The 23381-nt window shown below is 68.8% G+C and carries 18 protein-coding genes; 12 read left to right on the top strand and 6 right to left on the bottom strand.

Going from position 1 to position 23381, the window contains the following annotated elements; genetic code table 11:
• The first annotated feature begins 6 nt into the window (after nucleotides 1-6).
• Nucleotides 7-996: a UDP-glucose 4-epimerase GalE gene (gene galE / locus BQ8008_RS08305; protein WP_108833605.1), complete on the top strand. Its 990-nt coding sequence runs from the start codon at nucleotides 7-9 to the stop codon at nucleotides 994-996.
• Nucleotides 997-1081: 85 nt separating this feature from the next.
• On the opposite strand, the gene BQ8008_RS08300 is transcribed toward galE, so the two are convergent.
• A complete protein-coding gene (locus BQ8008_RS08300) occupies nucleotides 1082-2152 on the bottom strand; it encodes an LCP family protein (RefSeq protein WP_108834804.1) in 1071 nt (356 codons plus the stop codon).
• Nucleotides 2153-2637: 485 nt separating this feature from the next.
• Nucleotides 2638-3903 (bottom strand): LCP family protein, encoded by a 1266-nt coding sequence (locus BQ8008_RS08295; protein ID WP_108833604.1) that lies wholly within the window; start codon nucleotides 3901-3903, stop codon nucleotides 2638-2640.
• 284 nt (nucleotides 3904-4187) lie between these two features.
• On the opposite strand from BQ8008_RS08295, the gene BQ8008_RS08290 reads away from it, so the two are divergent.
• Nucleotides 4188-5075 carry a glycosyltransferase family 2 protein gene (locus tag BQ8008_RS08290; RefSeq protein ID WP_234415462.1) on the top strand — a complete coding sequence of 296 codons (888 nt, stop codon included), beginning with the start codon at nucleotides 4188-4190 and terminating at the stop codon, nucleotides 5073-5075.
• A 24-nt stretch (nucleotides 5076-5099) separates the two neighbouring features.
• Here the strand turns inward: BQ8008_RS08290 and BQ8008_RS08285 are convergent, their stop codons facing one another.
• Nucleotides 5100-5525: a DUF2304 domain-containing protein gene (locus BQ8008_RS08285; protein ID WP_108833602.1), complete on the bottom strand. Its 426-nt coding sequence runs from the start codon at nucleotides 5523-5525 to the stop codon at nucleotides 5100-5102.
• A 38-nt stretch (nucleotides 5526-5563) separates the two neighbouring features.
• A complete protein-coding gene (locus BQ8008_RS08280) occupies nucleotides 5564-6280 on the bottom strand; it encodes a glycosyltransferase family 2 protein (RefSeq protein WP_108833601.1) in 717 nt (238 codons plus the stop codon).
• A gap of 254 nt (nucleotides 6281-6534) precedes the next feature.
• On the opposite strand from BQ8008_RS08280, the gene BQ8008_RS08275 reads away from it, so the two are divergent.
• From BQ8008_RS08275 to BQ8008_RS13335, 6 genes are all read left to right on the top strand, one after another.
• Entirely contained in the window at nucleotides 6535-7158 is a 624-nt protein-coding gene (locus BQ8008_RS08275) for an acyltransferase (protein ID WP_108833600.1), read from the top strand.
• Nucleotides 7158-8291: a DegT/DnrJ/EryC1/StrS family aminotransferase gene (locus BQ8008_RS08270; protein WP_108833599.1), complete on the top strand. Its 1134-nt coding sequence runs from the start codon at nucleotides 7158-7160 to the stop codon at nucleotides 8289-8291. The genes BQ8008_RS08275 and BQ8008_RS08270 overlap by 1 nt, the downstream gene beginning before the upstream one ends.
• A gap of 1 nt (nucleotide 8292) precedes the next feature.
• Nucleotides 8293-9363, top strand: a complete 1071-nt coding sequence (locus BQ8008_RS08265; protein ID WP_108833598.1) for a Gfo/Idh/MocA family protein — start codon at nucleotides 8293-8295, stop codon at nucleotides 9361-9363.
• A gap of 59 nt (nucleotides 9364-9422) precedes the next feature.
• Nucleotides 9423-10691, top strand: coding sequence for a lipopolysaccharide biosynthesis protein (locus tag BQ8008_RS08260; RefSeq protein ID WP_108834802.1), 1269 nt, complete (start codon nucleotides 9423-9425; stop codon nucleotides 10689-10691).
• Between the two features lie 16 nt (nucleotides 10692-10707).
• Nucleotides 10708-12018 (top strand): glycosyltransferase, encoded by a 1311-nt coding sequence (locus BQ8008_RS08255; RefSeq protein ID WP_108833597.1) that lies wholly within the window; start codon nucleotides 10708-10710, stop codon nucleotides 12016-12018.
• Between the two features lie 609 nt (nucleotides 12019-12627).
• Entirely contained in the window at nucleotides 12628-14136 is a 1509-nt protein-coding gene (locus BQ8008_RS13335; protein ID WP_159086782.1) for a hypothetical protein, read from the top strand.
• Nucleotides 14137-14331: 195 nt separating this feature from the next.
• Here the strand turns inward: BQ8008_RS13335 and wecB are convergent, their stop codons facing one another.
• Entirely contained in the window at nucleotides 14332-15414 is a 1083-nt protein-coding gene (gene wecB, locus BQ8008_RS08250) for a non-hydrolyzing UDP-N-acetylglucosamine 2-epimerase (protein WP_108833596.1), read from the bottom strand.
• A gap of 119 nt (nucleotides 15415-15533) precedes the next feature.
• Here wecB and BQ8008_RS08245 point away from each other — a divergent pair, with 119 nt between their 5' ends.
• On the top strand, nucleotides 15534-16667 hold the full coding sequence (locus BQ8008_RS08245) for a glycosyltransferase (RefSeq protein ID WP_108833595.1): 1134 nt from the start codon (nucleotides 15534-15536) through the stop codon (nucleotides 16665-16667).
• 53 nt (nucleotides 16668-16720) lie between these two features.
• On the opposite strand, the gene BQ8008_RS08240 is transcribed toward BQ8008_RS08245, so the two are convergent.
• Nucleotides 16721-18436, bottom strand: coding sequence for an asparagine synthase-related protein (locus BQ8008_RS08240; protein ID WP_108833594.1), 1716 nt, complete (start codon nucleotides 18434-18436; stop codon nucleotides 16721-16723).
• 282 nt (nucleotides 18437-18718) lie between these two features.
• On the opposite strand from BQ8008_RS08240, the gene BQ8008_RS08235 reads away from it, so the two are divergent.
• The 3 genes from BQ8008_RS08235 to BQ8008_RS08225 are packed head-to-tail and all read left to right on the top strand — an operon-like array spanning nucleotide 18719 to nucleotide 23297.
• Nucleotides 18719-19855 carry a glycosyltransferase gene (locus tag BQ8008_RS08235; protein ID WP_108833593.1) on the top strand — a complete coding sequence of 379 codons (1137 nt, stop codon included), beginning with the start codon at nucleotides 18719-18721 and terminating at the stop codon, nucleotides 19853-19855.
• On the top strand, nucleotides 19852-21087 hold the full coding sequence (locus BQ8008_RS08230) for a glycosyltransferase (RefSeq protein WP_108833592.1): 1236 nt from the start codon (nucleotides 19852-19854) through the stop codon (nucleotides 21085-21087). Before BQ8008_RS08235 ends, BQ8008_RS08230 begins: the two co-directional genes overlap by 4 nt.
• Nucleotides 21084-23297, top strand: a complete 2214-nt coding sequence (locus BQ8008_RS08225; protein WP_108833591.1) for a DUF6541 family protein — start codon at nucleotides 21084-21086, stop codon at nucleotides 23295-23297. Before BQ8008_RS08230 ends, BQ8008_RS08225 begins: the two co-directional genes overlap by 4 nt.
• Nucleotides 23298-23381 lie beyond the last annotated feature (84 nt).

Raw genomic sequence — 23381 nt, 5'->3', positions numbered from 1 at the left:
GAGGGCATGAGCATTCTCGTTGCTGGAGGCGCCGGCTACATCGGCGCGCATGTGGTCCGACTTCTCCTCGAGCGCGGTGAGGAGGTCGTCGTCGTCGATGACCTCTCCTACGGAACGCCGGAGCGAGTCACGGGAGCCGACCTGGTCGAGCTCGACGTCGCCAGTGGCCAGGCCCCCGAGGCTCTTGCCGAGGTCATGGGCTCGCGCGGCGTCACCGCCGTCATTCACTTCGCGGCCCGCAAGCAGGTGGGGGAGTCCGTGGAGCGCCCCGCCTGGTACTACCAGCAGAACGTGGGCGGTCTGGCGAACATGCTGCTGGCCATGGAGAAGGCCGGTGTCAACCAGATGATCTTCTCCTCCTCGGCGGCCGTCTACGGCATGCCCCCGGTGGAGGTCGTACCCGAGGACATCGACTGCCACCCCATCAACCCCTACGGCGAGACCAAGCTCATCGGCGAGTGGATGATGGCCGACGCCGAGAAGGCCTGGGGGCTGCGCTGGGCCGGCCTGCGCTACTTCAACGTCGCCGGCGCCGGCTGGGACGACCTGGGTGACATGGCCACCCTCAACCTCATTCCCATGGTGCTCGACCGTCTCTCCAAGGGCGAGACCCCCAAGATCTTCGGCACCGACTACCCGACCCCCGACGGCACCTGCGTGCGCGACTACATCCACGTCAAGGACCTGGCCGTCGCGCACATCGCTGCCTTGGACTACCTGGCCGGCGGCCAGGAGATGGCCGAGCACGTCTTCAACGTCGGCACCGGCCACGGCGCTTCGGTGCGCGAGGTCGTTTCCAAGGTGATCGCCTCCACGGGACTGGACCTGGCCTCTGAGGAGCTCGCCCGCCGCGCCGGCGACCCGCCCCAGCTCATCGGCAACGCCACCCGCATCGGCGAGGTCCTGGGGTGGAGGGCCGAGCACGACCTGGACGACATCGTCACCTCCTCCTACACCTCCTGGCAGGCGGACCCGAACCGGCCCCACTTCGGCTGAGCGGTCCTGAAAACCACTGTGTGCGGGCCGGTCCCCCTTCCCGGGGGAACCGGCCCGCACATGTTCGTATTCGGTGTGTTCGGCGTCAGGACTGGTTGAAGTCGGCTGCTGTCAGTTTCCCGTCGCGCAGCTTGGAGAAGAAGTCGGGCGCGGTCGTGTCCTGCAGCAGCACCGTCTCGCCGATGTCGGCGTCCTCGGGGGAGTAGGCCGTGTCCTCGATGGGCGGGGCGCCGGTCAGGCTGTCGCCGGAGGCCGAGCGGAAGGCCAGCACCATCCTGGCGATGCTCATGGTGCCAGCGTTCTCATCCACCGTGAGAGCGTTCGTACCGGCGTCGACCAGCGCGTCCTGACGGGAGAAGGAGATGACGGTGGTCGGTGAGGCCGCTTTGGAGACCACTGCGGAGATCACGGCGCGCTGGCGCAGACCGCGCCCGACGTCACCGGTCGGGTCCGACTTGCGCATCCGGGAGTAGGCCAGTGCCTTCGTCCCGTCCACCGTCTGGCACTTGCCCTGGGAGGTGTCCCAGACCAGCCCCGAGTCCTCGTCGGCGACGTCGTAGTCCAGGCATACGTCGACCCCGCCGACGGCGTCGACCATCTGCGAGACGCCGGTCATGCCGACCTCCACGTAGTGGTCCACCGTCAGGCCGGAGAGCTTCTCGACGGTCTGGACCAACAGCTTGGGGCCGCCGAAGGAGTAGGCCGCATTGATCTTGTTCTCCCCGTACTCGGGGATGTCCACGAAGGTGTCGCGCGGCAGAGAGATCAGGCTCGTCTGCCCGTTCTCCGCCTTGTGCAGCAGCATGACTGAGTCGGCGCGGGCACCCTCGGTGTCGTCCTGGATCACACCGCCACGTGCGTCCGACCCGACGATGAGCCAGGTCTCGCCCGGCGTGTCTGCCGCCCCGGACAGGGCGTCGACGCGGTGGAGCTGGGAGGAGACGTCGTTCCACAGCCAGGCGACCCGGGCGGCGATGAGCGCCAGGACGATGACGATGACGATGACCGTCCAGCGCAGGATCCGGCGCCAGGGCGGCCGGGGACGTTTCGTCTTGCGGGGCGGCTCGGGCTCGAGCGCAGGCCCGCCCGGCACCGGCTCCTCCGGGGACTGGAGACCCTGGGCGCTCACGGGATAGGTTCCGCGCCGAGCGGGCATCGCCCGGGTGCGCTCAGGCTCGGCCGTGGCGCTCCGCCCGTCGGCCTCCGATCCCAGGGGCACCGCGCTTGACCCGGCTCGAGCGTGACTGCCGTTGCGGGGAGCGGCTGAGGCTCTGCGCGGCTGGACGGAGGGCGGCTGCTGGGCCTGCTGCGAGGCCCGCTGAGAGGACCGTTCATCGGTGCCGTCCTGATGACCCAGCACCGAGTGCCGCTCAGGCCGGCGGGCTGGGGCCGCACCGAGTGCCGCTCAGGCCGGCGGGCTGGGGCCGACGACGGCCCGGGGCCCGGTGGGGATGGGCGGCGCGGGGAGCCGCCGGCGGGGTCGTTGCCGGCCTCGCCAGAGGGGGCCTCGCTGCGTTCGCGGCTGCGCTGGTTGACCGCGTCGATGGGACGCTGCCGACGCGGAGGTTTTCCCCGACCGGAGCCGGGGGTGATCGAGGGCGGGAGCGAGTCGTCTGTCGGAGTCACGCCTAGGATCCTGCCTCAGGCGGGGCACGTCTGGGCGCTTGGCTTCGCGGTGGGCTGCTGAGAGGAGGAGCCCGTCTGCGGAGCCTGCGTCTGCGGAGCCGGCGTCGCGGCCGCCTCCGCCTCAGTGGGCTCGGCGGCCCCTTCCTCCGAAGCGGCCTGGTCGTCCGCGGCGGCGTCCACATCCGTCGTCGCCGGTGCTGCGGCCTCGGCCGGGACGGGCTTGTCCTCCTTGAGAGCGGTCCAGACCTTCTTGGCGTTCTCGCTGGGGACCACCCGGTTCTCGTCGTCCGCCGCCTCGTTCGGCATGGTGATGAAGTTGATCTTGTCCATGCCGACGCCCTGGATGGAGTAGGCCAGGCCCGACAGGTTGCCGATCTGGCCGATGTGCTCCGAGGTGGTCAGCGTCTCCAGGGTACTGGTCAGGAAGCCGGACTTAGTGAGCACGTTGGAGGACAGGGCCTTGCTGGCCATGGCGTTCATGAGCTTCTGCTGGCGGGAGATACGGGAGATGTCCGAGCCGTCGCCGACGCCGTGGCGGACGCGGGCATACTGCAGGGCGGTCTGTCCATCCAGCTTCTGGCAGCCCTCGTCGAGCGTCAGCCCGGTGTAGTCGGAGTCGTCGATGGCCTCGTCGACGTGCACGTTCACTCCTCCCAGGGAGTCGACCACCTTGGACAGGCCGTTGAAGTCGACGACGACGAAGTCGTCGATACGGATACCCGTCATCTTCTCCACTGTCTTGAGGGTGCAGGTGGCTCCGGAGGCGACGGCCTTCTTGTCGTTGCCGGTACCGGCACCGTTGGCGAAGGCGGAGTTGAACTGGCCGTCCTCCTCAGCGCCGGTGGTCTCACCGTCAAGGCTCTTGCACTCGGGGATGTCCACCAGCGTGTCGCGGGGGATGGAGACGGCGTCGACGCGCTTGCGGTCGGCGGAGATGTGCATGACCAGCGCCGTGTCCGAGCGGGCCACGGAGACCTCGTCGCTGCCTTCCGAGCCGTCCACGTTGTTGTCCCCGGAGCGGGAGTCTGTGCCCAGCACCAGCAGGTTGACGGCTCGGCCGTCGTAGCTGTCCGGCGGCTTCGTCCCGGGGCGGTCGTCCTCGGAGAGGATGCTGTCGACGTTGAACCAGGCCACTCGGGACTGGATGTTGTGCCAGGCGAAGCCTGCGCCGGAGACGACGAAGAGCACTACCGCGAGGACGCTGAGCGCCGCCCGACGAAGCAGGCGGCGTCCGAGTTCTTTGGAGGAGTGCCGCGCGCGCGGCTTACTGAACTGAGGCACGGAGACGATGATAGGGAATCATTGAGGAGATCCATATGGGGCTTCCTACACGTATTGCATGAGATTCACCCTGAGAGGGGTGAGGCCTCTCACGTGGGTCACAGCGCTAGGCTCTTTCCGTGACCAATGTTGTGGAACCTACGCCAGCCAGTGTCCCGAGTGCCCACGCGGGCTCCGTGGATCCGGTAGAGAGCCCCTCCGGCGCCCAGCCCGGTGCCCCCTGCGAGGTGGGGACATCTGGAACCGAGGTTGGTGGAATCAGCCAATCGGACAGTCAGGCGGACCTGGGCTCTGCCGGCGTCTCGGCTCCCGGCGCGCCCGATGAGCAGAGCGTGCGAGTCGTCACCGTGGCCTTCAATCCCGGCGAGGAGCTCGATCGCTTCCTGGCCTCCCTGGCCACGGCCACGTCGCGCCGGCTCGTCGTCGTCATCGCGGACAACGGGACCGAGCACGACGTCGTCACCGCCGCCGCCCGGCGCCACGGGGCCCGCGTCGTCGGCAACGGAGACAACCTCGGCTACGGGGCCGGTGCCAATCTGGCGGCCGCCGACCTTCAGGAGGACTGGGTCGTGGTGGCCAACCCCGACCTCGTCTGGAAGCCGGGCAGCCTCGACGTCCTCATCGACGCGGGCCTGGCCAACCCGGCCGCCGGGTGCCTGGGGCCGCTCCTGCTCAACACCAACGGCACCGTCTACCCCTCCGGGCGGGCCCTGCCCTCCCTGGTCAAGGGTGCCGGCCATGCCGTCCTGGGCAAGGTCTGGCCGTCCAACCCCTTCTCCGCGGCCTACCACACCGCCGCTCAGGGCGGCTCGGGCGGGTCGCGGACAGTGGGATGGCTCTCCGGGGCGTGCCTGCTGCTACCGGCGGCCGCCTGGAGACGCCTGGGTGGATTCGACGACGACTACTTCATGTTCTTCGAGGACGTGGACCTGGGGGAGCGGGTCGGGAGGGCCGGCTGGCTGAATGTGCAGGTCTACGACTCCGTCGTCATCCATGAGCAGGGGGCCAGCTGGAAGGCCCGCCCCGAGAAGATGATCCGGGCCCACCACGCCTCGGCCCGCCACTACCTCTCCGGGGTCTACGACGCCCCGTGGCAGGCACCGGTGCGCTGGGCGCTCTGCGGCGGGCTGCGCCTGCGCGAGGAGCTCGAGGTGCGCGCCTCCCGGCACTGAGCCCGACGCCGAGGCGGAAGCGGCTCATTGAGGCTGAGGCTCCCTGCTCCTCGGGGTGAGCCTGGCCGCGGCGGGCGGCTCGGGAGCGTCGTCCAAGGCGATGCGCCGCGCCAGGTGCGTGATCTGCCGCTCGCGTGCGCCATTGCGCCGGAAGGAGGACAGGATCTGCGCCAGGAAGGCGATGACCAGGGCGTACAGCAGCAGGTCCGTGCCACGACCGACCCCTACCATGTGGGCGATGCCGGTCAAGACCGAGGGGAAGACGATCGCGACGATGGCGAAGGCCACGAAGGCCAGGGTCGCCAGCCGGCGGCCGGCCTGATGACGGGCCCCGGCCGGGGTGCGCAGCATCATCCAGCCCACGGCCGCCACGGCCAGGATGAGGACGGCCTGAATGAGGAACTGACGGTTCGTCGTCGGGGCGATCTGGGTGGCGATCTGAAGAATCATGGCTCTGTGCCTTCCGTACCGGGCTCGGGAGGGAGTGCTCAGGAGAAGAGCAGGTCGACCAGGATGTTGACCGAGTTCCACAGGGACTGGCCCTTGGAGCGGGAGTACTCCGTGTAGACGATGTGCACCGGGAACTCCCGCCAGGGCAGCCCGGTGGCGCCGATCTGGCGGATGATCTCGCTGGCGTGCGCCATCCGGTTCTGCTTGAGGTCCAGGCGTGCCAGGACGTCGCGGCGGATGACCCTCAGACCGTTGTGGGCGTCGGTCAGACGCATGCCGGACGTGTGTGAGCTGACCGCCGCCGCCGTGCGCAGGACGAGCCGCTTGAGCCATCCCACCGGGGAGGGGCCCTCCAGGAAACGCGATCCGAGAACGACGGCGAGCCTCTCCTCGCGCGCCGCGGCGACCATGGCCGCGGCGTCGGTCGCGGAGTGCTGGCCATCGGCGTCGAAGGTGACGACGTAGTCGGCGTTCGTCTTCTCCAGGACGTAGGAGAAGCCCGTCTGCAGCGCCGCGCCCTGGCCGAGGTTGATCGGGTGACGCACGACGACGGCTCCCGCGGCGGCCGCCTCACGGGCCGAGTCGTCCTTGGAGCCGTCGTCGACGACGACGACGTAGGGGAAGATCTCGCGGGCCTGGGAGACGACCTCACGGACGACGGTCGCCTCGTTGTACAGGGGAATGACGAGCCAGGTGTCGGTGATCTGAGGCACCGGGGCGGACTCGTCGGCCCGTGTCGCGTTGGAGGTAGTCACTTCTGCATTCTCGCACGCGACAACGCGGCTCCGTTCGGCTTGCGGTATCCCGGGCCGGCGGGAGTTGGTGGGTTAGGTCTCGTCCGGGTCAAGCTCAGGCGTCGTCTGAAGCGGGCGCGTCCCCTAGGATGGGGCCGGTCGTGCAGCGCCCGCCGCCGCCCCGGCGACCGGAGTGGCACGGCCCCGGCAACCACCAGGTTGACCGGTCTCACTCGATCGTCAGGGCGGCTCGGGCCGTCCGCACAGGAGCTGCCGTGGCCACCCGAATCGCCCCATCAGCCGACGTCTCCGAGGAGGCTGTGCTCGGCGAGGGCACCAGCATCTGGCACCTCGCCCAGGTGCGTGAGCACGCCGTCCTCGGCCGGGACTGCATCGTGGGCCGTGGCGCCTACATCGGTGAGGGCGTGGTCATGGGAGACAGCTGCAAGGTGCAGAACTACGCCCTCGTCTACGAGCCGGCCCGCCTGGCTGACGGCGTCTTCATCGGTCCGGCGGTCACGCTGACCAACGACCACTTCCCCCGGGCCGTCAACCCCGACGGCACGCTCAAGTCCGCCGCCGACTGGGAGCCCGTGGGGGTCACCATTGACGAGGGCGCCTCGATCGGGGCCCGCGCCGTGTGCGTCGCCCCCGTGCACGTGGGCGCCTGGGCCACGGTGGCCGCCGGCGCCGTCGTCACCAAGGATGTGCCCGCTCACGCCCTGGTCGCCGGGGTTCCCGCCCGCCGCATCGGCTGGGTGGGGCGTGCCGGCGAGCCGCTCACTCCCGCCGAGACCGGTCCCGACGGCGCCCGGCGCTGGCGCTGCCCCGTCACCGGGACCCTGTACCAAGAAGCAGGCACTGAGTCCGACACCACCATCCGAGAGGTCACCCACTGATGTCACGCGAGTTCATCCCCGCCGCCAAGCCGATCATCGGGCAGGAGGAGCGCGACGCCGTCGACGCCGTCCTGGCCTCCGGAATGGTTGTTCAGGGACCCCAGGTCAAGGCCTTCGAGGAGGAGTTCTCCGCCCGGGTGGTCGACGGCGTCGAGTGCGTGGCCGTCAACTCCGGTACCTCGGCCCAGCACGTGGCCACCCTGGCCAGCGAGCTCCGGGAACGCGCCGGGGGCGCCCCGGAGGTGATCGTCCCCTCCTTCACCTTCGCCGCCACCGGAAACTCGGTGGCCATCAGCGGTGCCGTGCCGGTCTTCGCCGACATCGACCCGGTGACCTTCGCCCTGGACCCCGCCAGTGTCGAGGCCTCCATCACCGAGCGCACGGCGGCCATCGAGGTGGTCCACCTCTACGGGCTGCCCGCCAACATGCCCGAGATCCTCGCCATCGCCGAGCGCCACGGCCTGGCCGTCTTCGAGGACTGCGCCCAGGCGCACGGCGCCGCCATCGACGGCAGGCCCGTGGGCACCTTCGGCGCCTGGGGCTCCTTCTCCTTCTACCCCACCAAGAACATGACCAGCCTCGAGGGCGGCATGATCACGACGCCCGACGCCGAGCTGGCCCGCCGCTGCCGCCTCATCCGCAACCAGGGCATGGAGCAGCAGTACGCCAACGAGCTGGTGGGCCTCAACAACCGCATGACGGACGTGGCCGCAGCCGTCGGCCGCGTGCAACTGAGCAAGCTGGCCGACTGGACCGCCGCCCGCCAGGCCAACGCCGCGCGCCTCAACGCCGAGCTGGCGGGCGTGGACGGCGTCGTCACCCCCCATGTCCCGGAGGGGTACACCCACGTCTACCACCAGTACACGATCCGCCTGGAGGGGGCCTCGGCCGCCGAGCGCGACGCCGTCCAGGCCGCCCTGCGCGAGGAGTGGCAGGTTGGCAGCGGCGTCTACTACCCGATCCCCAACCATCGCCTGGCCTCCCTGGCACGCTACGCCGAGGGCCTCGAGCTGCCCGGAACCGAGAAGGCCGCCCGCGAGTGCCTGTCCCTGCCGGTCCACCCCTCCCTGAGCGAGGCGGACCTCGAGCGCATCGGCCAGGCCGTGGCCGCTACCGTCAAGGCGGGCGCCTGACATGTGCGAGAACGTTTCCCTCGACGGCCTGGCCACGACGACCGGCCTTCCCGGAGCCCACTACCTGTCCGATAAGGGCACGGCCGACAACCCCCTGCGCGTGGGGCTCATCGGCCTGGGCTCCATGGGGCGCCACCACGCCCGGGTCATCCGCGCCACCGAGGGCATGGAGCTCGTGGCCGTGGCCGATCCCGGCGGCGACCGCTTCGGCGTGGCCGGGGATCTACCGGTCCTGCCCGACGTCCACGCCCTCATCGACGCCGGGCTCGACGCCGCCATGGTGGCCGTCCCCACCGTCTACCACGAGGACGTGGCCCTGGCCCTGGCCGAGGCGGGCGTCCACACCATGGTGGAGAAGCCCATCGCCCACGACGCCGCGGCGGGCCGCCGCGTGGCCGCCGCCTTCGCCGAGCGCGGGCTCGTGGGCGCCGTCGGCTACGTGGAGCGCTGCAACCCGGCCCTGCGGGCCCTGCGCGAGCGCCTCGACGCCGGTGAGCTCGGCGAGGTCTACCAGGTCCTCACCCGCCGCCAGGGCCCCTTCCCGGCCCGCATCAGCGACGTCGGCGTCGTCAAGGATCTGGCCACCCACGACATCGACCTGACCGCCTGGGTGGCCGGCGCCCGCTACACCTCCGTGGCCGCGCAGGTCACGCACCGCTCCGGCCGGCAGACCGAGGACATGATGGTGGCCACCGGCCTGCTCGAGGGCGGCATTGTCGTCAGCCACCAGGTCAACTGGCTCACCCCCTTCAAGGAGCGCATCACGATCGTCACCGGGGAGAAGGGCGCCTTCGTGGCCGACACCCTCACCGGCGACCTCACCTTCCACGCCAATGGCACCGTGGCCTCCACCTGGGATCAGGTCGCCGTCTTCCGGGGAGTCAGTGAGGGCGACGTCATCCGCTACGCGATCCCCAAGCGCGAGCCGCTGGCCCTGGAGCAGGAGAGCTTCCGCGACGCCGTGCGCGGCGTGGCTCAGCGCCACGTCACCATGGCCGAGGGCGTGGCCACGCTCGACGTCGTCGAGGCGGTCCTGACCTCGGCGAGCGAGAACCGGACGGTCGAGCTCTGAACCGCTCGGCCACGCCGACGGGCCCGATGGCGGGGCTGCTCGCTCGGGTCCGGTCGGTCATGGACTCCTCGCCGTTCCTGCGCCACGTGCTGACGCTGGTGACGGGTACGGCGGTGGCCCAGGGCGTCACCTTCCTCATGAAGATCGTCCTGGCCCGGGTCTACACCCCTCACGACATGGGGCTGCTGGGGACCTACGTGTCGGTGGCCTCGATCCTGGTGGCGGTCGCCGCGCTGCGCTACGACATGGCGATCATGCTGCCCAAGAAGGAGGCCGAGGCGCTGAGCGTGGCACGCTTGGGCATGGTGTGCCTGACGGTGGTCTCGCTGCTGGCAACGGCGGCCTCCTTCCCGCTCAACGGCGTCATCGCCCGGCAGTGGGGGCACGAGGTGGCTCTGTGGATGCCGCTGGTGGGGCTGACGACCTTCCTCATGTCCGGCGTGGAGCTGTTCAAGTACTGGTTCAACCGCAACAGCGACTACCGCGCGATCGCGGTCAACCAGGCCGAGCAGCAGATCGGCCTGACCGGGGGCCAGTTCATTCTCGGGATCGCGGGCCTGGGAGGAATGCCCGGACTGGTGCTCGGGCACACGGCGGGCCAGATCTTCGCCTTCGCCAACCTGGGGCGTCAGGCCAAGGCCCTGTGGCGGCGGCTCCCCGAGGGCGCGCCGTCCCTGCGCTGGGCGGCCCACCGATACCGTCGCATGCCGCTGCTCAACGGCCCCAACGCCCTGGGGGACGCGCTGCGGACCAACGGCATCGCCCTGCTCATCTCGGGCTACTCGGTGGCCTCCCTCGGGCAGTTCCAGATGGCGTGGGGGGTGCTCGATGCCCCGCTCATTCTCATCAACGGCGCTGTGGCCAGGGTCTTCTTCCAGAAGCTCTCCACGATCGAGCCCGGGCAGATGCGTCCGCTGGTCCGGGTCACTATCAGGCGGGCGGTGCTCATCGGGATCGTCCCCTTCGCGCTCATCTACGTGCTCTCGCCGTGGCTCTTCCCGCTGCTGTTCGGGCAGCGGTGGGCCGAGTCGGGGAGTTTCGCCCGCGCGCTGACCCCCTGGCTGTTCATGATGCTCATCACCTCACCGATCTCGAATCTCTTCATCGTCACCGAGCACCAGGACTGGATGCTGGGGTTCAACGTCTTCTACACGGCGCTGCCCCTGGCCTGGCTGTACTGGTCCCCGCTGGACCTGCTGGCCACCTGCTACGTCCTGGGCGCCATGATGGCCGGGCTGCTGGTGGCCAACACCGCCCTGGCCGACCACGCCGCCAAGCAGTTCGACGCTGGCAAGCGCGTGGGCAGCTTCCAGACCCAGGAGAGCTAGGAAGGACCACGGGACCATGACGCACGCACCGCGCCCGAGCAACGACTTGGGCTCGACCACGCAGCGGTCGGGCCGACGCAGCCTGCTCCTGCTCACCGACTTCTACCCCTACGAGGTGGGGGAGGAGTTCCTCGAGCAGGAGATCGAGACACTGTGCGCCGCCTACGACGAGGTCGTCGTCGTCCCGGTTCGCCTGAGCGAGGGGGCCCGTCAGACCCGCGCGCTGCCGGCCAACGCCCGCTGCGCTCTGCTGCCGGCCTCCCGGCTGCCCGACTGGCGCTTTCACGCGATTCTGCGCGCCCCGCAGATCCTGCTGGGACGGGAGCGGATGGTGGAGACGCCGCCGTGGAAGAGCTTCGGGCGCTTCGGGATGGATGTGCGTTTCGCGGCGATCGCCCTGAGCGCCTATGGCCGGATGCGCCGGCTCCTGCAGGATCTCGGCCTGGAGCGGGCCGGTCACCTGACCATCTACTCCTACTGGTTCTTCACCGGGGCGGCTCTGGGCGGGATGCTGCGGCGTCGCGAGCTGAGGGGGCGGCCGGTCAAGGTCGTCTCCCGGGCGCACGCCTACGACGTCGACGAGGCCGACGCGCCGCGCGGCTACGTCCCCTCGCGCCGCTTCGTCATGCGGGCCGTGGACCGGGTCTACCCGATCTCGCAGTATGCGGCCGGCTTCCTGCGTCGCCGCTTCCCGAAGGCGGACACCATCGAGGTGCGCCGTCTGGGCGTGCCGGCCGCCCCGCGCCACGAGCGGCGTCGGACTGAGCCCTTCCAGCTCGTCTCCTGCTCGCACATGGCGCCCTACAAGCGGGTTCACCTCATTGTGGATGCCGTCGCCGAGCTGGAGAAGCGTGGCCGGAAGGTCACCTGGACTCATATCGGCGAGTTCGACGACGAGCGCCTGGCGGCCATGCGGGCCCGGGCCGAGGAACGGATCGACTCGACCCCGGTCACCTTCTCCGGGCACCTGACCAATGCCGAGGTCCGCGAGCTCTATGCGACGACGGACTTCTCCTGCTTCCTCAACTGCTCCGACGGTGAGGGCGTGCCGGTGGCCGTCATGGAGGCGCAGGCGGCGGGGCTGCCGGTGGTGGCCACGGCCGCCGGGGGGACCGGCGAGATCGTCCACGACCGCGAGAACGGCCGACTCATCCCGGTGGAGACCACCGCCGTGCAGATCGCCGACGCCATCGAGTCCGTCATGGACCTCGGCGACGCGGAGTACAAGGCCATGAGCCGGGACGCGCACGCCACCTGGGCCGAGATGTCCGACGCCCAGCGCCAGTACCGCGAATTCGTCGACGGCCTCATCGCCCTCGAGGACTGAATTCAGAGTGCCTCGAGGGCTATTCATGAGGTCCGTCGTCGGATCTGCCGTTCTTCTGAGGTGTGTCAGCGGCTCGGTGTCCACGCAGCGGACATGGCTGACTCCACGGTCAGAGTGTGTCCCAGAGAAGGCCTTAGAATCCTGCGGTTCTCGTGTGTGCTATGACGTGACTGTGGCGCTTATGTTTGCTGTGTGGACACTAATCGCCGTCAAATCGTCGCTCCTACCGACAGTCACCACGACAGGCTCGGTGAATGATCCCTTGAGGCCTATTCTCGGGTTTTGACGCGGTGGTTGGCGCGAGGGGCGCTGGATCCGCGGTGACAGGTGTCCATGCTGCGGACATGAAGGTCACAGGGACGTTGGAAGCCGAGTGAGAACCGCGGAATTTCAAGGATGCTCGTCGGTCGCGTCGGCTGTGGGCTCAGCTATGTCCGCTGTGTGGACACCGAGCCGCTCGTGCTTCTCAGGAGGACGGTGGAAACGACCGCGAATCCCGTGAATAAATCCTTCAATAGTTGAATCCGCAGGAGAGTTCTGCTGAGGTGGCATTGAAGGGATTTCTGTCGCAGGGTTGATTATGCGGCGTGCTGGTGTTACAAATGATGCATGGTGGACAAAGATGTGTTGCCTGGTAAGAAGAGCGATCCGTTTCGCTCATTCAAGCCTTCCCGTAAGCCTGGGTTGTTTGGGAGCGTGTTTGTCACACTCCTGGCTACTGTGTGGTGGTGTGCTGCGATTGTCTCAGCGCATCTGCTGATGAAGCCGAATATTCGCAGAGCTTATGAAGATAACCCGCTGAGTGTTTTTAGGATATACTTCAACTTGTTCAAAGGTCTTAGCGTGGAAGAAGTCGGTGCTGCTTCGTCGTCACTGTTCGCTCTCTTGGCGGCGGTGGCGGGGGTGGCGATAGTAATGCGAGGCATGGTTTGGGAGGTACCGGATCTCCCTGAGGGGATGCGAATGCGTCGAGCCTGGCTGCAGCGAGCGATAGATACTTCTGCAAGGGAAGATGCTGCCGTGTTTTTCATGTTTATGCTCTGTGGTCTCTACGGGTTTATCGTAGTTTGTTATGGATTTTTAATTGGAGGTAAGGACTGGAAGGGCTTCGGGTCTGCGATCTTTCTGATTCTGGTTGTGCTGAGCTTATTTGTTTCCGCTCTTCCTGCCTTTGTTGTGAAAAGCGATGTAGGGATTGTTAGCAACTATACGTATAATCTTGTTCGCTTGGCTAATGTGGCAGAATTTAGGTATCGCAACGAAAGTGGTGGCACTCGGTCCTTTAAAGTTGAAAAGGGTGGAGATGTGCGTTGGTTTGGCAGAGTCGCACGAGCGTTCGCATTTGAAGTCCCAAAGGGGTGCGGTTATATTGTAGGGAGATATTCCGGGATGCTTTTGACTGTGGCGTTGCCGGTAGTGGCTTTGGTGTTGAGGTGTCTAGCTCTCGAAAGTAATAGCAATGATCGCGATATTGGTCAAGGCTTTGCGCTTCTCGTCACCTCGGTGTTTTTGGCGACCTTTTTTGAGTTGATGATTGTGCTTGCCTTGTATGTGAAGGCAGAAAGCATGTCTGTGGGCGGATTTAATTTCCAGCAGAGCGTTCTGCCCGTGCTTGTTGCGATCCTCTCGTTTTCGTGGTCGGTGATGTATGTTGGCATGATTTTTAATGCTCTATACAGGTGGCGGGTTGTTGTCGTTGTCGCAGCCTCTCCGCCTTTGTGGTGGTTTGTGCGATCCCTTCTGGTTCTTTTTATGAAACCTCTCAGGGAGGTGGGTGCTTCCCGCGATGTAGACAGGCGTAAAAGTCTGTTCCGTAAGTTCCGTGCCTACTTGGAAGATAAGTCTGGATTGCGTGATGTGATGATGGTTAGTGTCGATCAATGTCTACTTGAATGCAGAAGCTCGGTGAATTCCTGTGTCGATCGAAACGTGCAGATTGCTGCCGAATTGAATGCGGTATTCGATCAAGTTATTCCTGAAAAATATGTTGTAACTCGTATTTGCGACGATGGGGAGGATGGGGAGATCGAATCGAAGAGTCTAAGGAACTATCTGTCCGAGGTGGTGAAGGTGACCTTGCCTCCGGTGCCGGAGTCTGTCTCTGGCGCCGGCAAGTAGGAGGAGTGAGAACGTACTTTTCTCGCGAGGACTGCGCTTTGTCGTTGACGACTGATGTCAGACCGCAGTCGTCGATGATGAAAGTACGTCCCCACAGCAAATCGCCGTTCTCAAGATGCGCAGAAGTTCAGGCCCGGCCGCCCGGCCCCAGTGCGCTCCGGGAGAGTGCCTGCTGTGCGCCATCGAATCCGGCCGTCAGCCGGGCAGGTGGGCGGTAAGCTCCTGGACGACGCGCTCGGCGGCGTGACCGTCGCCGTAGGGGTGGGCGTCGGCCTCCCGGGGCTCGGCCGGCCGTGGCCGCGAGGCCGCCTCCACCAGCGCCTCCCCGGGTTCGACCAGCCGGTTCCACCCCAGCTCCACCGTCTCCACCCACTCGGTCTGAGGGCGTACCGTGGTGCACGGCACCCGCAGCAGGAACGCCTCCTTCTGCAACCCGCCGGAGTCGGTGATGACGCCGCGGGCATGAAGCGCCGAGGCGATGAGGTCGGGGTAGGCCAGCGGAGGATGAATCAGCAGCCACCCCCGGCTCTCCAGGGCCAGGCCGTGCTCGGCGCACTTGGCCACCAGGCGCGGGTGGGCCAGGATGACGACGGGATGGTCCACCCGGGCCAGGGAGTCCAGGACGGCCTCCAGGCGCTCGGCGTCGTCGGTGTTCTCGGCCCGGTGGATCGTGGCCAGGGAGTAGGAGCCTTCAGCCAGCGAGAGCTCCTCCATGACCGGGCTGGGGGAGCCAGAGACCCGGTCGCGCACCTGGAGGAGCACGTCGGTCATGACATCGCCGACGACGACGGTGCTGCTCGCCAGCCCCTCGGCGGCCAGGTGCTCGGCCCCCACCGCGGTGGGCGTCAGGAGCAGGTCCGCGGCGTGGTCGGTCAGGACCCGGTTGATCTCCTCGGGCATGGCCCGGTTGAAGGAGCGCAGCCCCGCCTCCAGGTGGGCCACCGGGATGTGCAGCTTGACGGCCGCCAGGGCCGCGGCCAGCGTCGAGTTCGTGTCCCCGTAGACCAGGACCCAGTCCGCGGACAGGGGTGGCAGGGCCTCATCGAGCGCGGCGAGCATCGCCCCGGTCTGGGCGCCGTGCCCGCCCGAGCCCACGCCCAGGTGCACGTCGGGCGCCGGGATACCCAGGTCGGTGAAGAAGACGTCGGAGAGCATCGGGTCGTAGTGCTGCCCGGTGTGGATGATGACGTGCTCCACCCCGGCCACAGCCATGGCGTGGGAAACCGGGGCGAGCTTGACGAACTGGGGCCGGGCCCCGACGACGGAGACAACGCGCATGGGCCGATCCTACGGGCCGCAGCGGCCATGCGCGGCCGCGCGCCACCAGAGTGCAGGAGCGGAGGACTCATGCCACACGGCCGCACTCCCCGCGTCGAGACAGGCCCTAGCATGGGGGCATGCGCGTCACCGTCGTCACCACCTGGCTCCCCACCGACCGGGCACCCAGCTCGGGCTCCTTCGTCCTGCGCGACAGCGCGGCGATCCGCGACGCCGGGCAGGACGTGCGCATCATCCACCTGGTCCCGCCCCACCAGGACGACGGCGCCCGCCACCGCACCCTCGAGGGCATGCGGGTCCTGTCCATCCCCATGAAGCCCTCCAACCCGCTGTCCGTCGCCTGGGCCGCCGACCGGCTGCATCCCGCGCTCAAGGGCACCGACGTCCTGCACTCCATGGCGATGAGCACGCTCCTGCCGCTGACCGCCCTGGACCACGCCCGCGCCCTGACCCTGCCCTGGGTCCACACCGAGCACTGGTCCGGCCTGACCAACCCGGACACACTCGGCCCCGCCCTGCGCGCCGCCATCCCTGTCGTCGGCCACGGCCTGGCCCGCCCCGACCTGGTGACCGCCGTCTGCGAGTACCTGGCCGCCCCGATCCGCGCCCTGCGGCGCGGCCTGCCCACCGCGGTCGTCCCCTGCATCGTCGAGCCCCAGGATGCGGTGAGCGAGCCACCCGGTGGTGAGAGCGCCGGCAGCATCAACATGGTCACCGTCGGCGGACTCGTGGAGCGCAAGGACCCCATGGCCTGCCTCGACGTCCTGACCGAGCTGACCTCCCGGGGCATCCCGGCCACGATGACCTTCGTGGGGGAGGGGCCGCTGCGCGCCGACATCGAGGAGCGCCTGACCGCCGACCCCGCCCTGGGCGAGCGCACCCGCCTGACCGGCAACCTCGACTCCGAGGGCGTGCGCGCCGAGCTTGCCCGCGCCGACGTCTTCATCGGTCCCACCCGTGGAGACAACTTCTTCGTCTCGGCGGCCGAGGCCATCACGAGCGGGAGGCCCGTCGTCGTCTCCGACGCCGGTGGTCAGTCCGAGTACGTCACCGACGCCAACGGCACGGTCCTGCCTCTGGGAGCCGATAGTCGGCAGTGGGCCGACGCCGTCGTCGAGACCGTGGAGCGCCTCGCCCCCCGCGGCGCGGCCGCCATCGCCGCCACCATTGGGGACAGCTTCTCCTCGGCCCAGGTGGGTGCTGCCTACCGTCGCCTCCACGAGGAGGTCGCCGGCGATGTCCTCGCTCACTGACGCCTTCTTCATAGATGACCCGGAGCCGCGTCGTCTGTGAAGACAACGTCGGTTCATTCCTCCGGGGCCATCGCCTCCAGCTCGGCGGGAGTGGCGACGGGCAGGTCGCTGAACAGCCGGCACCGCCGGCACCAGGCGTCGCTCAGGAAGGCGCGCGTCCAGAAGCCCAGGAGCTTGCGCCCGCCCATGAGCTGGGCCGCCGCCACCGGTAGAGGGGCATCGGTGATGAACGCCTCGAAGGCCATGGTCGAGTGCAGCGTCGCCCACGCCGAGAAGGTCCGCTCGGCCAGACCCAGCAGGTGCAGGCGCGACAGCACGGTCTTGAGCCGCGAGCGCGTCTCCTCACTGACCTCGGTGGCGGCGAAGTAGGGCAGGTCTGCCTCGTCGGCGCGGCCGGCAGCGTCCGCCTCGGCCCCGGCGGCCAGCGCGGTCGCCCGGGCCCACAGGCGCCCGATGAAGACCGCATAAAAGTCCCGTGTGGCCGTCAGCTCCACGGCGCCGCGGTGCCAGGCGTCCCAGAACTCCACGTCCAGCATGGGCAGTGCCCACTCCAGCCCCAGGTGCTCATAGGTGCGCATGGAGTTGTTGATGTACTTGGTCTGGCGCTCGCGGACGTTGTAGGACTCCAGGATGCTCTGCATGTCACGCGGGCTGCCGGTGAAGGGCCACAGAGCCAGGAAGCCGCGGACCTTCGCGGCCCGGTAGGGGTCGGTGTAGGCGCGCCGCTGGTCCCCCTGGAGCTCCTGGTGGTGGATGAGGATCGCCTTGGCCACCTGACCGCGGGTGACGCTCGGCTCCTCCAGGAGGTGTTCGTCGTGCATGTTGCCCACGATCGTGTGCCCCGGCAGGACGACGTCGCCCGGACGCACCACGCCTTGCTCCAGCAGACTGCGCAGGGCGTGCCAGTCCTGCACGTGCGGCAGCGCCCCCAGGGCGTAGCTGTACTCCAGGAAGTCGGCAGCCTCCTGCGTCTGCCAGGCCTCGCGCAGCTCGGCGGGGACGTAGTCGACGGCGTGCCACTCCAGGCCCACCGCCTCGGCCACCTTCCGCGAGACCTCGACCTCCCGGGTTCCGGGGCGCCCATAGGTGAAGGCCACCGCCCTGTCCAGGGCGCCGTGAAGCGTCAGCCACGCCACCAGCAGCCTCGAGTCCAGTCCTCCCGACAGGGGCAGCACGAGCCGTGGTGAGCCCGGCCGGGCCGCCAGGTCCTCCAGGACCCGGCCCATGCCGGCGTCGAGCGCCGCCAGGAGCAGGCCGGAGAACTCCTCGGGGTCGGTGACCATGGCGGACTCCTCGGAGAACCGCGCCAGGGAGTGGGTGACCGTGCGGGCCCGGCCGGTGTCGCGGTCGATGTGCACGATCGCGCCCTGCTCGGTCTGGTGGACCCCGGCCAGCAGCGTGTCGGTGCCGGAGATGAAACCGGCGTCCAGGAACTCCCGGCGGGCTCGCGGATCCAGCCGGGGGGCGCTCAGGGCCCCGCGCATGGCGGTGGCGTCGTCGCTGATGATGAGCCGCCGGCCGTCGGCCCCGTTCTCAAGGGCCCAGAACAGGGGCCAGGAGCGCAGCCGATCCTGAGCCAGGATGACCTCATCGTCGTTGACCCGGATGGCGGTCAGGCGTCCCGGGTGGGAGGCGAGGACCTCTGGATCGGTCGGATCAGGGCAGGATGTGTCGCAACGCACCCACAAGGACTCGGCGGTGCCGTCCGACGGCCCGGTCTGCTGCCACTGCGGACTCGTCAGCCGAAGCTCGACGTCGATAACGCTCACCGTTGCCCTCAATCCTTTGAAATCCTCTGATCGGTCCGCGGCGCCGAGCAGCCTCGGCGGCTCGGTGCGCCTACACCGCCTGCCGGCGCTCAGTGTGTCACAGTTGTGACACGTGACGCGGATGACGCCCAGCGGATTCCACTGGGCTTCAGCGTTGCCTGACAATAGAGAAGCGCCTCATCGGCTCTCGTGAGGCGTGAGATGATCGCTCAGCATCCCGTGGGTCGGAAGTCCTACCCACTGTGGGCCGCCGGGACCCATGCACAAGACGGAGGTGACGTCATGAGCGCAGACAGGCTCATGGTCTTCCACGCTCCTTTTCCGCTTCAGCCGGACCGGGTGGCCGCCTCCATGCTGCGTCCCCTGGCGATGCGACAGGCCTTCGCCGATCTCGGCTACCGGATCATGGACGTCACCGGCTACGCCGCGCAGCGACGTCGGGCGATGGCCCGGGTGCGAGCGGCGATCGCGGCAGGATCCAGGATCGAGTTCGTCTACAGCGAGAACGCGACCATCCCCAACGCGCTGACCGAGCCTCGTCACCTGCCCGTCCACCCCGTGCTCGACGCCGCCTTCTTCCGTCACTGCCAGCGCTCCGGCGTGCCCGTCGGCGTCTTCTACCGCGACGTCTACTGGCGCTTCCCCCGCTTCCGTGAGGGCATCAACCCGATTCTCGAGGTCGGGCTCCAGGTCGCCTACCGCAGCGAGCTCATGGCCTTCGACAAGGTGGGCCTCCACCTCTTCCTGCCCAGCCAGGCCATGGCTCGCCACGTCCCGCACGTGGACCGGGCCCGCATGAGCGCGCTGCCGCCCGGGGCGCCCGACGTCGAGCCCAGCGGCGCGTGCGGCCAGGATGACGGCGGTGACGATGGCGGGGACCTCGAGCTGCTATTCGTGGGCGTCCTGCAGGACAACTATCGGCTGGACGCCTGCCTCCGGGCCGTGACCTCCACGCCTGGGACCCGCGTCACCCTGTGCGTGCGCCAGGAGACCTGGGAGGCCAGCCGCGAGCACTACGCCCCACTCCTTCCTGAGGGCCGGGCGCAGGTCGTCCACCGTTCCGGGCCCGAGCTGGAGCCCCTGTACCGGCGGGCCGACCTCGGGGTCCTGTTCTCCGAGCCCAACCCCTACTGGGACTTCGCAGTCCCCTACAAGCTCTACGAGTACCTGGCTCACGAGCTGCCCGTCATCGCCGTGCGTGGGACCCAGACCGGTCGCCTCGTCGAGGAGATGGGGGTCGGCTGGGTCCTGGACTACGACGCCGGCGCACTGAGCGACCTGCTGCGGCGTCTGCGGGAGGCCCCCGAGGAGATCGAGGCCGTGCGCCGCCGCATGCGCGAGGTCCTGCCCGATCAGACATGGGAGGCCCGGGCCCGCACCGTCGCCCAGGTCCTGGGCGAGACAGAGAGGAAGCCATGACCCGGTTCCCACGAGGCGGGGCGCTGCTGGCCACCCGTATCCATCTGCCCGAGGCCGCTGCCGCCTCCTTTCGGCTCGACGGGGTCGAGCGCGCTCTGGCCCGCCACGGCGTGCCGGTGCGGGCCCTGACCACGACCGTTCCCGGGCGGGACGGAAAGCCGGCGCCCCAGGTCGACGACCCCAAGGGCGTACGTGTCTCGCGCTGGCCCGCCCTGCGGGACGCCAGCGGCTACCTGCGCGGCTACCTGCCCTACCTCTCCTTCGATGTGCCCCTCGCCCTGCGTCTGGGGCTGGCCTCCCGGCCCGATGTCGTCCTGGTCGAGCCACCGCCCACCACCGGCGTGGTGGCGCGCACCATCTGTGCGCTGCGCCGTCTGCCCTACGTCTGGTACGCCCCCGACGTGTGGTCCGACGCCGCCGCCTCCACCGGCGCCCCGGAGGCGGTAGTCCGCTTGGTGCGCACCGCCGAGTCCTATGCGATGCGCGGGGCCCGGTGCGTCATCGCCATCAACGAGGAGGTCGCCGAGCGCGCCCGCGCCCTGGGAGCCCGGAACGTCGTCGTGGTTCCCAACGGCATCGACACCGACGTCTTCGAGCCCACCGGCGAGCTGCCCTCCGACGAGGAGCGCGCCGAGCTGGGCATCACCGGCCCCTACCTCATCTACGCCGGCACGGCCTCGGAGTGGCAGGGAGCGGACATCTTCGCCTCGGCGCTGGAGCAGGTGCGGCGCACTCACCCCACCGCCCAGATCCTCTACATCGGGCAGGGCTCGGACTGGCAGAAGATCGCCCAGGTCGCCTCCGCCCTGCCGCCCGGCCCCGACGGCGCCCCCGCCGTCGTCATGCACGGTCTCATGGATGCCTCCGACGCCGCCCGCTGGCAGCGGGGCGCGGCCGCCAGTCTCGTGTCCATCCGCCCGGGGCAGGGCTATGACTTCGCCTACCCCACCAAGGTGCTGGCCGCCCTGGCCTGTGGCGTCCCGGTGGTCTACGCCGGGGTGGGGCCCGTCATCGAGGATCTCACCGCCCACGACCTGGGCTGGGTGGCCGACTACACCGAGGACGACGTCGCCCGGGCCATGACCCGGGCGCTCGACGAGGCCGACCGGATCGCCGCGCAGGACACCTCCCGGGCCCGCCGCCTCCACGCCTGGGTGCGCGACCACCGCTCCCTGCGAGCCACCGGTGAGGCCGTGGCACGACATCTACGGACGGTGGTGCGCGGCGCATGACCTGGATCGTGACCTGGCTCTCCGCCCTGCCGCTGCTGGTCGCGCTGATCGCCGCGACCTTCGTCCCCGGCTGGCTGCTCCTCGTCGCGGGCGGAGCGCGGTTCCGACTGGCGCGCATCGCCTGCGCTCCGGCCCTGACCTTCCTGCTCATGGGGCTCGGGGGAGTGCTCTTCAGGTTCCTGGGCGTGTGGTGGCACCTGCCCACCATCATCACCTACCTGTTCCTGTGTGCCGCGGTCGTCGTCGTGGGGCGCTGGCTGTGGGTCAGGCGCAAGGGCCAGGTACTCACGCTGCGCACCTGGTTCGCCCCCGAACCGGCCCCGCACGGGCTGCCGGCGCCCAGCCCGTACTCCAGCTCCATGGGGGCGCCGGGCGAACCCGAGATGCCCGACACCCGCTCCATCCTCGGTTCCCAGCCACTGATGTGGGTCGCCATCGTGGTCACCTGGATCATCATGATCCTGCCGATCCTGCCCAGATCGGCGCCCACCATCCCGATCCAGTCCGCCGACTCCCTCTATCACTACAACCAGGCCTGGCTCATTGAGCACACCGGCAACGCCTCGATGCTCGACGGCAACGCCGGCATGTTCGGGATGGACGGCCACCACTCCTTCTACCCGATGGTGTGGCACGAGATCGTCACCCTCGCCTCGGTCGGCTGGTACCAGGTGGTCCCGGCCACCAACACCCTACTGCTCGTGGTGCCCCTCGTGTGGCTCATCGGCATGGCCTACCTGGCCCGGGTCATCCTCCCGGAGGTCCGCGGCTCGGTGTACCTGGTCCTGGGGGCCGGCGCGCTCACACCGATCTTCCCCATCAGGCTGCTGACCGACACGGCCGTGTGGCCCTACGGACTGGCCCTGGCGGCCTGCCCGGCCACCGTCGCCTGGGCGGTCGCCGCCTGGCGTCGTGCCGCATGGCTCATCACCGTGGGGCGCCAACGCCGCCCCCTCATCGTCCTCGCGGCACCGGCCGCCGCGGTCATGGGCTCGGTCGTCACGCATCCGGCGACCGCGATCATCATCGGCTGGCCCCTGGCGGCCGTGGCCTGGATGGGGATCGTCCTGGCGGGGATCCGGGGACTGCGCCAGCACGATCGCGTTGCTCGACGACGCGGCATCATCCTGCTGAGCATCGCCATCGTCGTCGTTCTCGCGGTCGCCGTCTTCGTCATGGCGCCCGGACCGCAGCAGGCGCACTTCGGTAGACGCCCCGACCGCAGCTGGGATCCGCTGTTCGCCAAGCTGGTCATCCCGTTCCTGCTGTACTACGGCGGAGGCGGCTGGGAGATCCGCGCCGCCTACATCATCATGGCCTGCCTGAGCGTACTCGGTGCGGTGCTGGCCTACTGGCGCAGGCACCACCGGGGCGTCGTGGTGGCCTGGGTTGCCTGCATGCTCCTCATCCTGGCGGCGCTGGCCCCGGTCCCCGTTCTGTCGGCCATGACCGGCGTGTTCTACAACAACCCGCACCGGATCAAGGCCATGACGGTGGTGCCCGCACTCCTCCTCGTCACGCTCGGGTTGGATGCGCTGACTGGCTGGTTCCTGGCGTGGCGGCGTCGGCGGGGCGGGCAGGCCGGCGCTGAGGCTGAAGGCGACGGCGGCAACACCGATCAAGCCCAGCCGAGCCGGCCCGGGGACCCGGCGGGCCGAGCGTCGGCCGGCCGGATTATCATGAGCAGTCCCGTCGTGGTCGGAGCGCTCGTCCTCATCCTGGGGGTCGCCAGCAGCATGACCGCCGTCAAAGCGGACGTCAAGGGCGCCTTCTCCCCGAAGTACGGTCAGTCCCGTATGGTGGTCTCATCCGCCGAGCTGGACATGATCAAGCGTCTGAGCACAGAGCTCCCCCCGGACGCCTACGTGCTGGGCGACCCCGTGGCGGGAACCGCCATGCTCCCCTTCATGGCCGGACGCAGCCCGGTGTGGATGTTCGCGGGGCAGGCGGACAGTGACACCGACGGCCTCTACCTGCGCACCCATTTCCGTGACATCCACTTCGATCCGCAGGTGTGCGAGATCGTGCGCCGCCATCGCATCACCCACTTCTACAGCGACCGGCCGCAGCGCTTCAACGGCGTGGCCAACGAGAAGCTGCGACCGGGCCTCTACGACGTCGATGTCTCCAACGGGTTCACCCTTGTGGACCAGGGCGGATCAGCGGCCGTCTACCGCATCGACCTGTGCTGGCCCTCCGGTGAGCAGTAGCGCGGCCAGTGAGGCAGGACGCCCGGTCGCCGGCCGGGCAGCACGAATGAACGAGTATGGTGGACCCGCCACGCCAGAAGCCAC

The sequence above is a fragment of the Actinomyces sp. Marseille-P3109 genome (assembly GCF_900323545.1).
GTDB lineage: Bacteria > Actinomycetota > Actinomycetes > Actinomycetales > Actinomycetaceae > Actinomyces.
Note: the sequence above shows the minus strand (reverse complement) of the source record. Positions and strands in the feature narration are given on the sequence as shown.

Coding starts and splice junctions, on each gene's coding strand:
- galE (WP_108833605.1), top strand. CDS start 7: ATGAGCATTCTCGTTGCTGGAGGCGCCGGCTACATCGGCGCGCATGTG.
- BQ8008_RS08300 (WP_108834804.1), bottom strand. CDS start 2,152: ATGCCCGCTCGGCGCGGAACCTATCCCGTGAGCGCCCAGGGTCTCCAG.
- BQ8008_RS08285 (WP_108833602.1), bottom strand. CDS start 5,525: ATGATTCTTCAGATCGCCACCCAGATCGCCCCGACGACGAACCGTCAG.
- BQ8008_RS08270 (WP_108833599.1), top strand. CDS start 7,158: ATGTCACGCGAGTTCATCCCCGCCGCCAAGCCGATCATCGGGCAGGAG.
- BQ8008_RS08265 (WP_108833598.1), top strand. CDS start 8,293: ATGTGCGAGAACGTTTCCCTCGACGGCCTGGCCACGACGACCGGCCTT.
- BQ8008_RS08260 (WP_108834802.1), top strand. CDS start 9,423: ATGGACTCCTCGCCGTTCCTGCGCCACGTGCTGACGCTGGTGACGGGT.
- BQ8008_RS08255 (WP_108833597.1), top strand. CDS start 10,708: ATGACGCACGCACCGCGCCCGAGCAACGACTTGGGCTCGACCACGCAG.
- BQ8008_RS13335 (WP_159086782.1), top strand. CDS start 12,628: ATGGTGGACAAAGATGTGTTGCCTGGTAAGAAGAGCGATCCGTTTCGC.
- wecB (WP_108833596.1), bottom strand. CDS start 15,414: ATGCGCGTTGTCTCCGTCGTCGGGGCCCGGCCCCAGTTCGTCAAGCTC.
- BQ8008_RS08245 (WP_108833595.1), top strand. CDS start 15,534: ATGCGCGTCACCGTCGTCACCACCTGGCTCCCCACCGACCGGGCACCC.
- BQ8008_RS08235 (WP_108833593.1), top strand. CDS start 18,719: ATGAGCGCAGACAGGCTCATGGTCTTCCACGCTCCTTTTCCGCTTCAG.
- BQ8008_RS08230 (WP_108833592.1), top strand. CDS start 19,852: ATGACCCGGTTCCCACGAGGCGGGGCGCTGCTGGCCACCCGTATCCAT.
- BQ8008_RS08225 (WP_108833591.1), top strand. CDS start 21,084: ATGACCTGGATCGTGACCTGGCTCTCCGCCCTGCCGCTGCTGGTCGCG.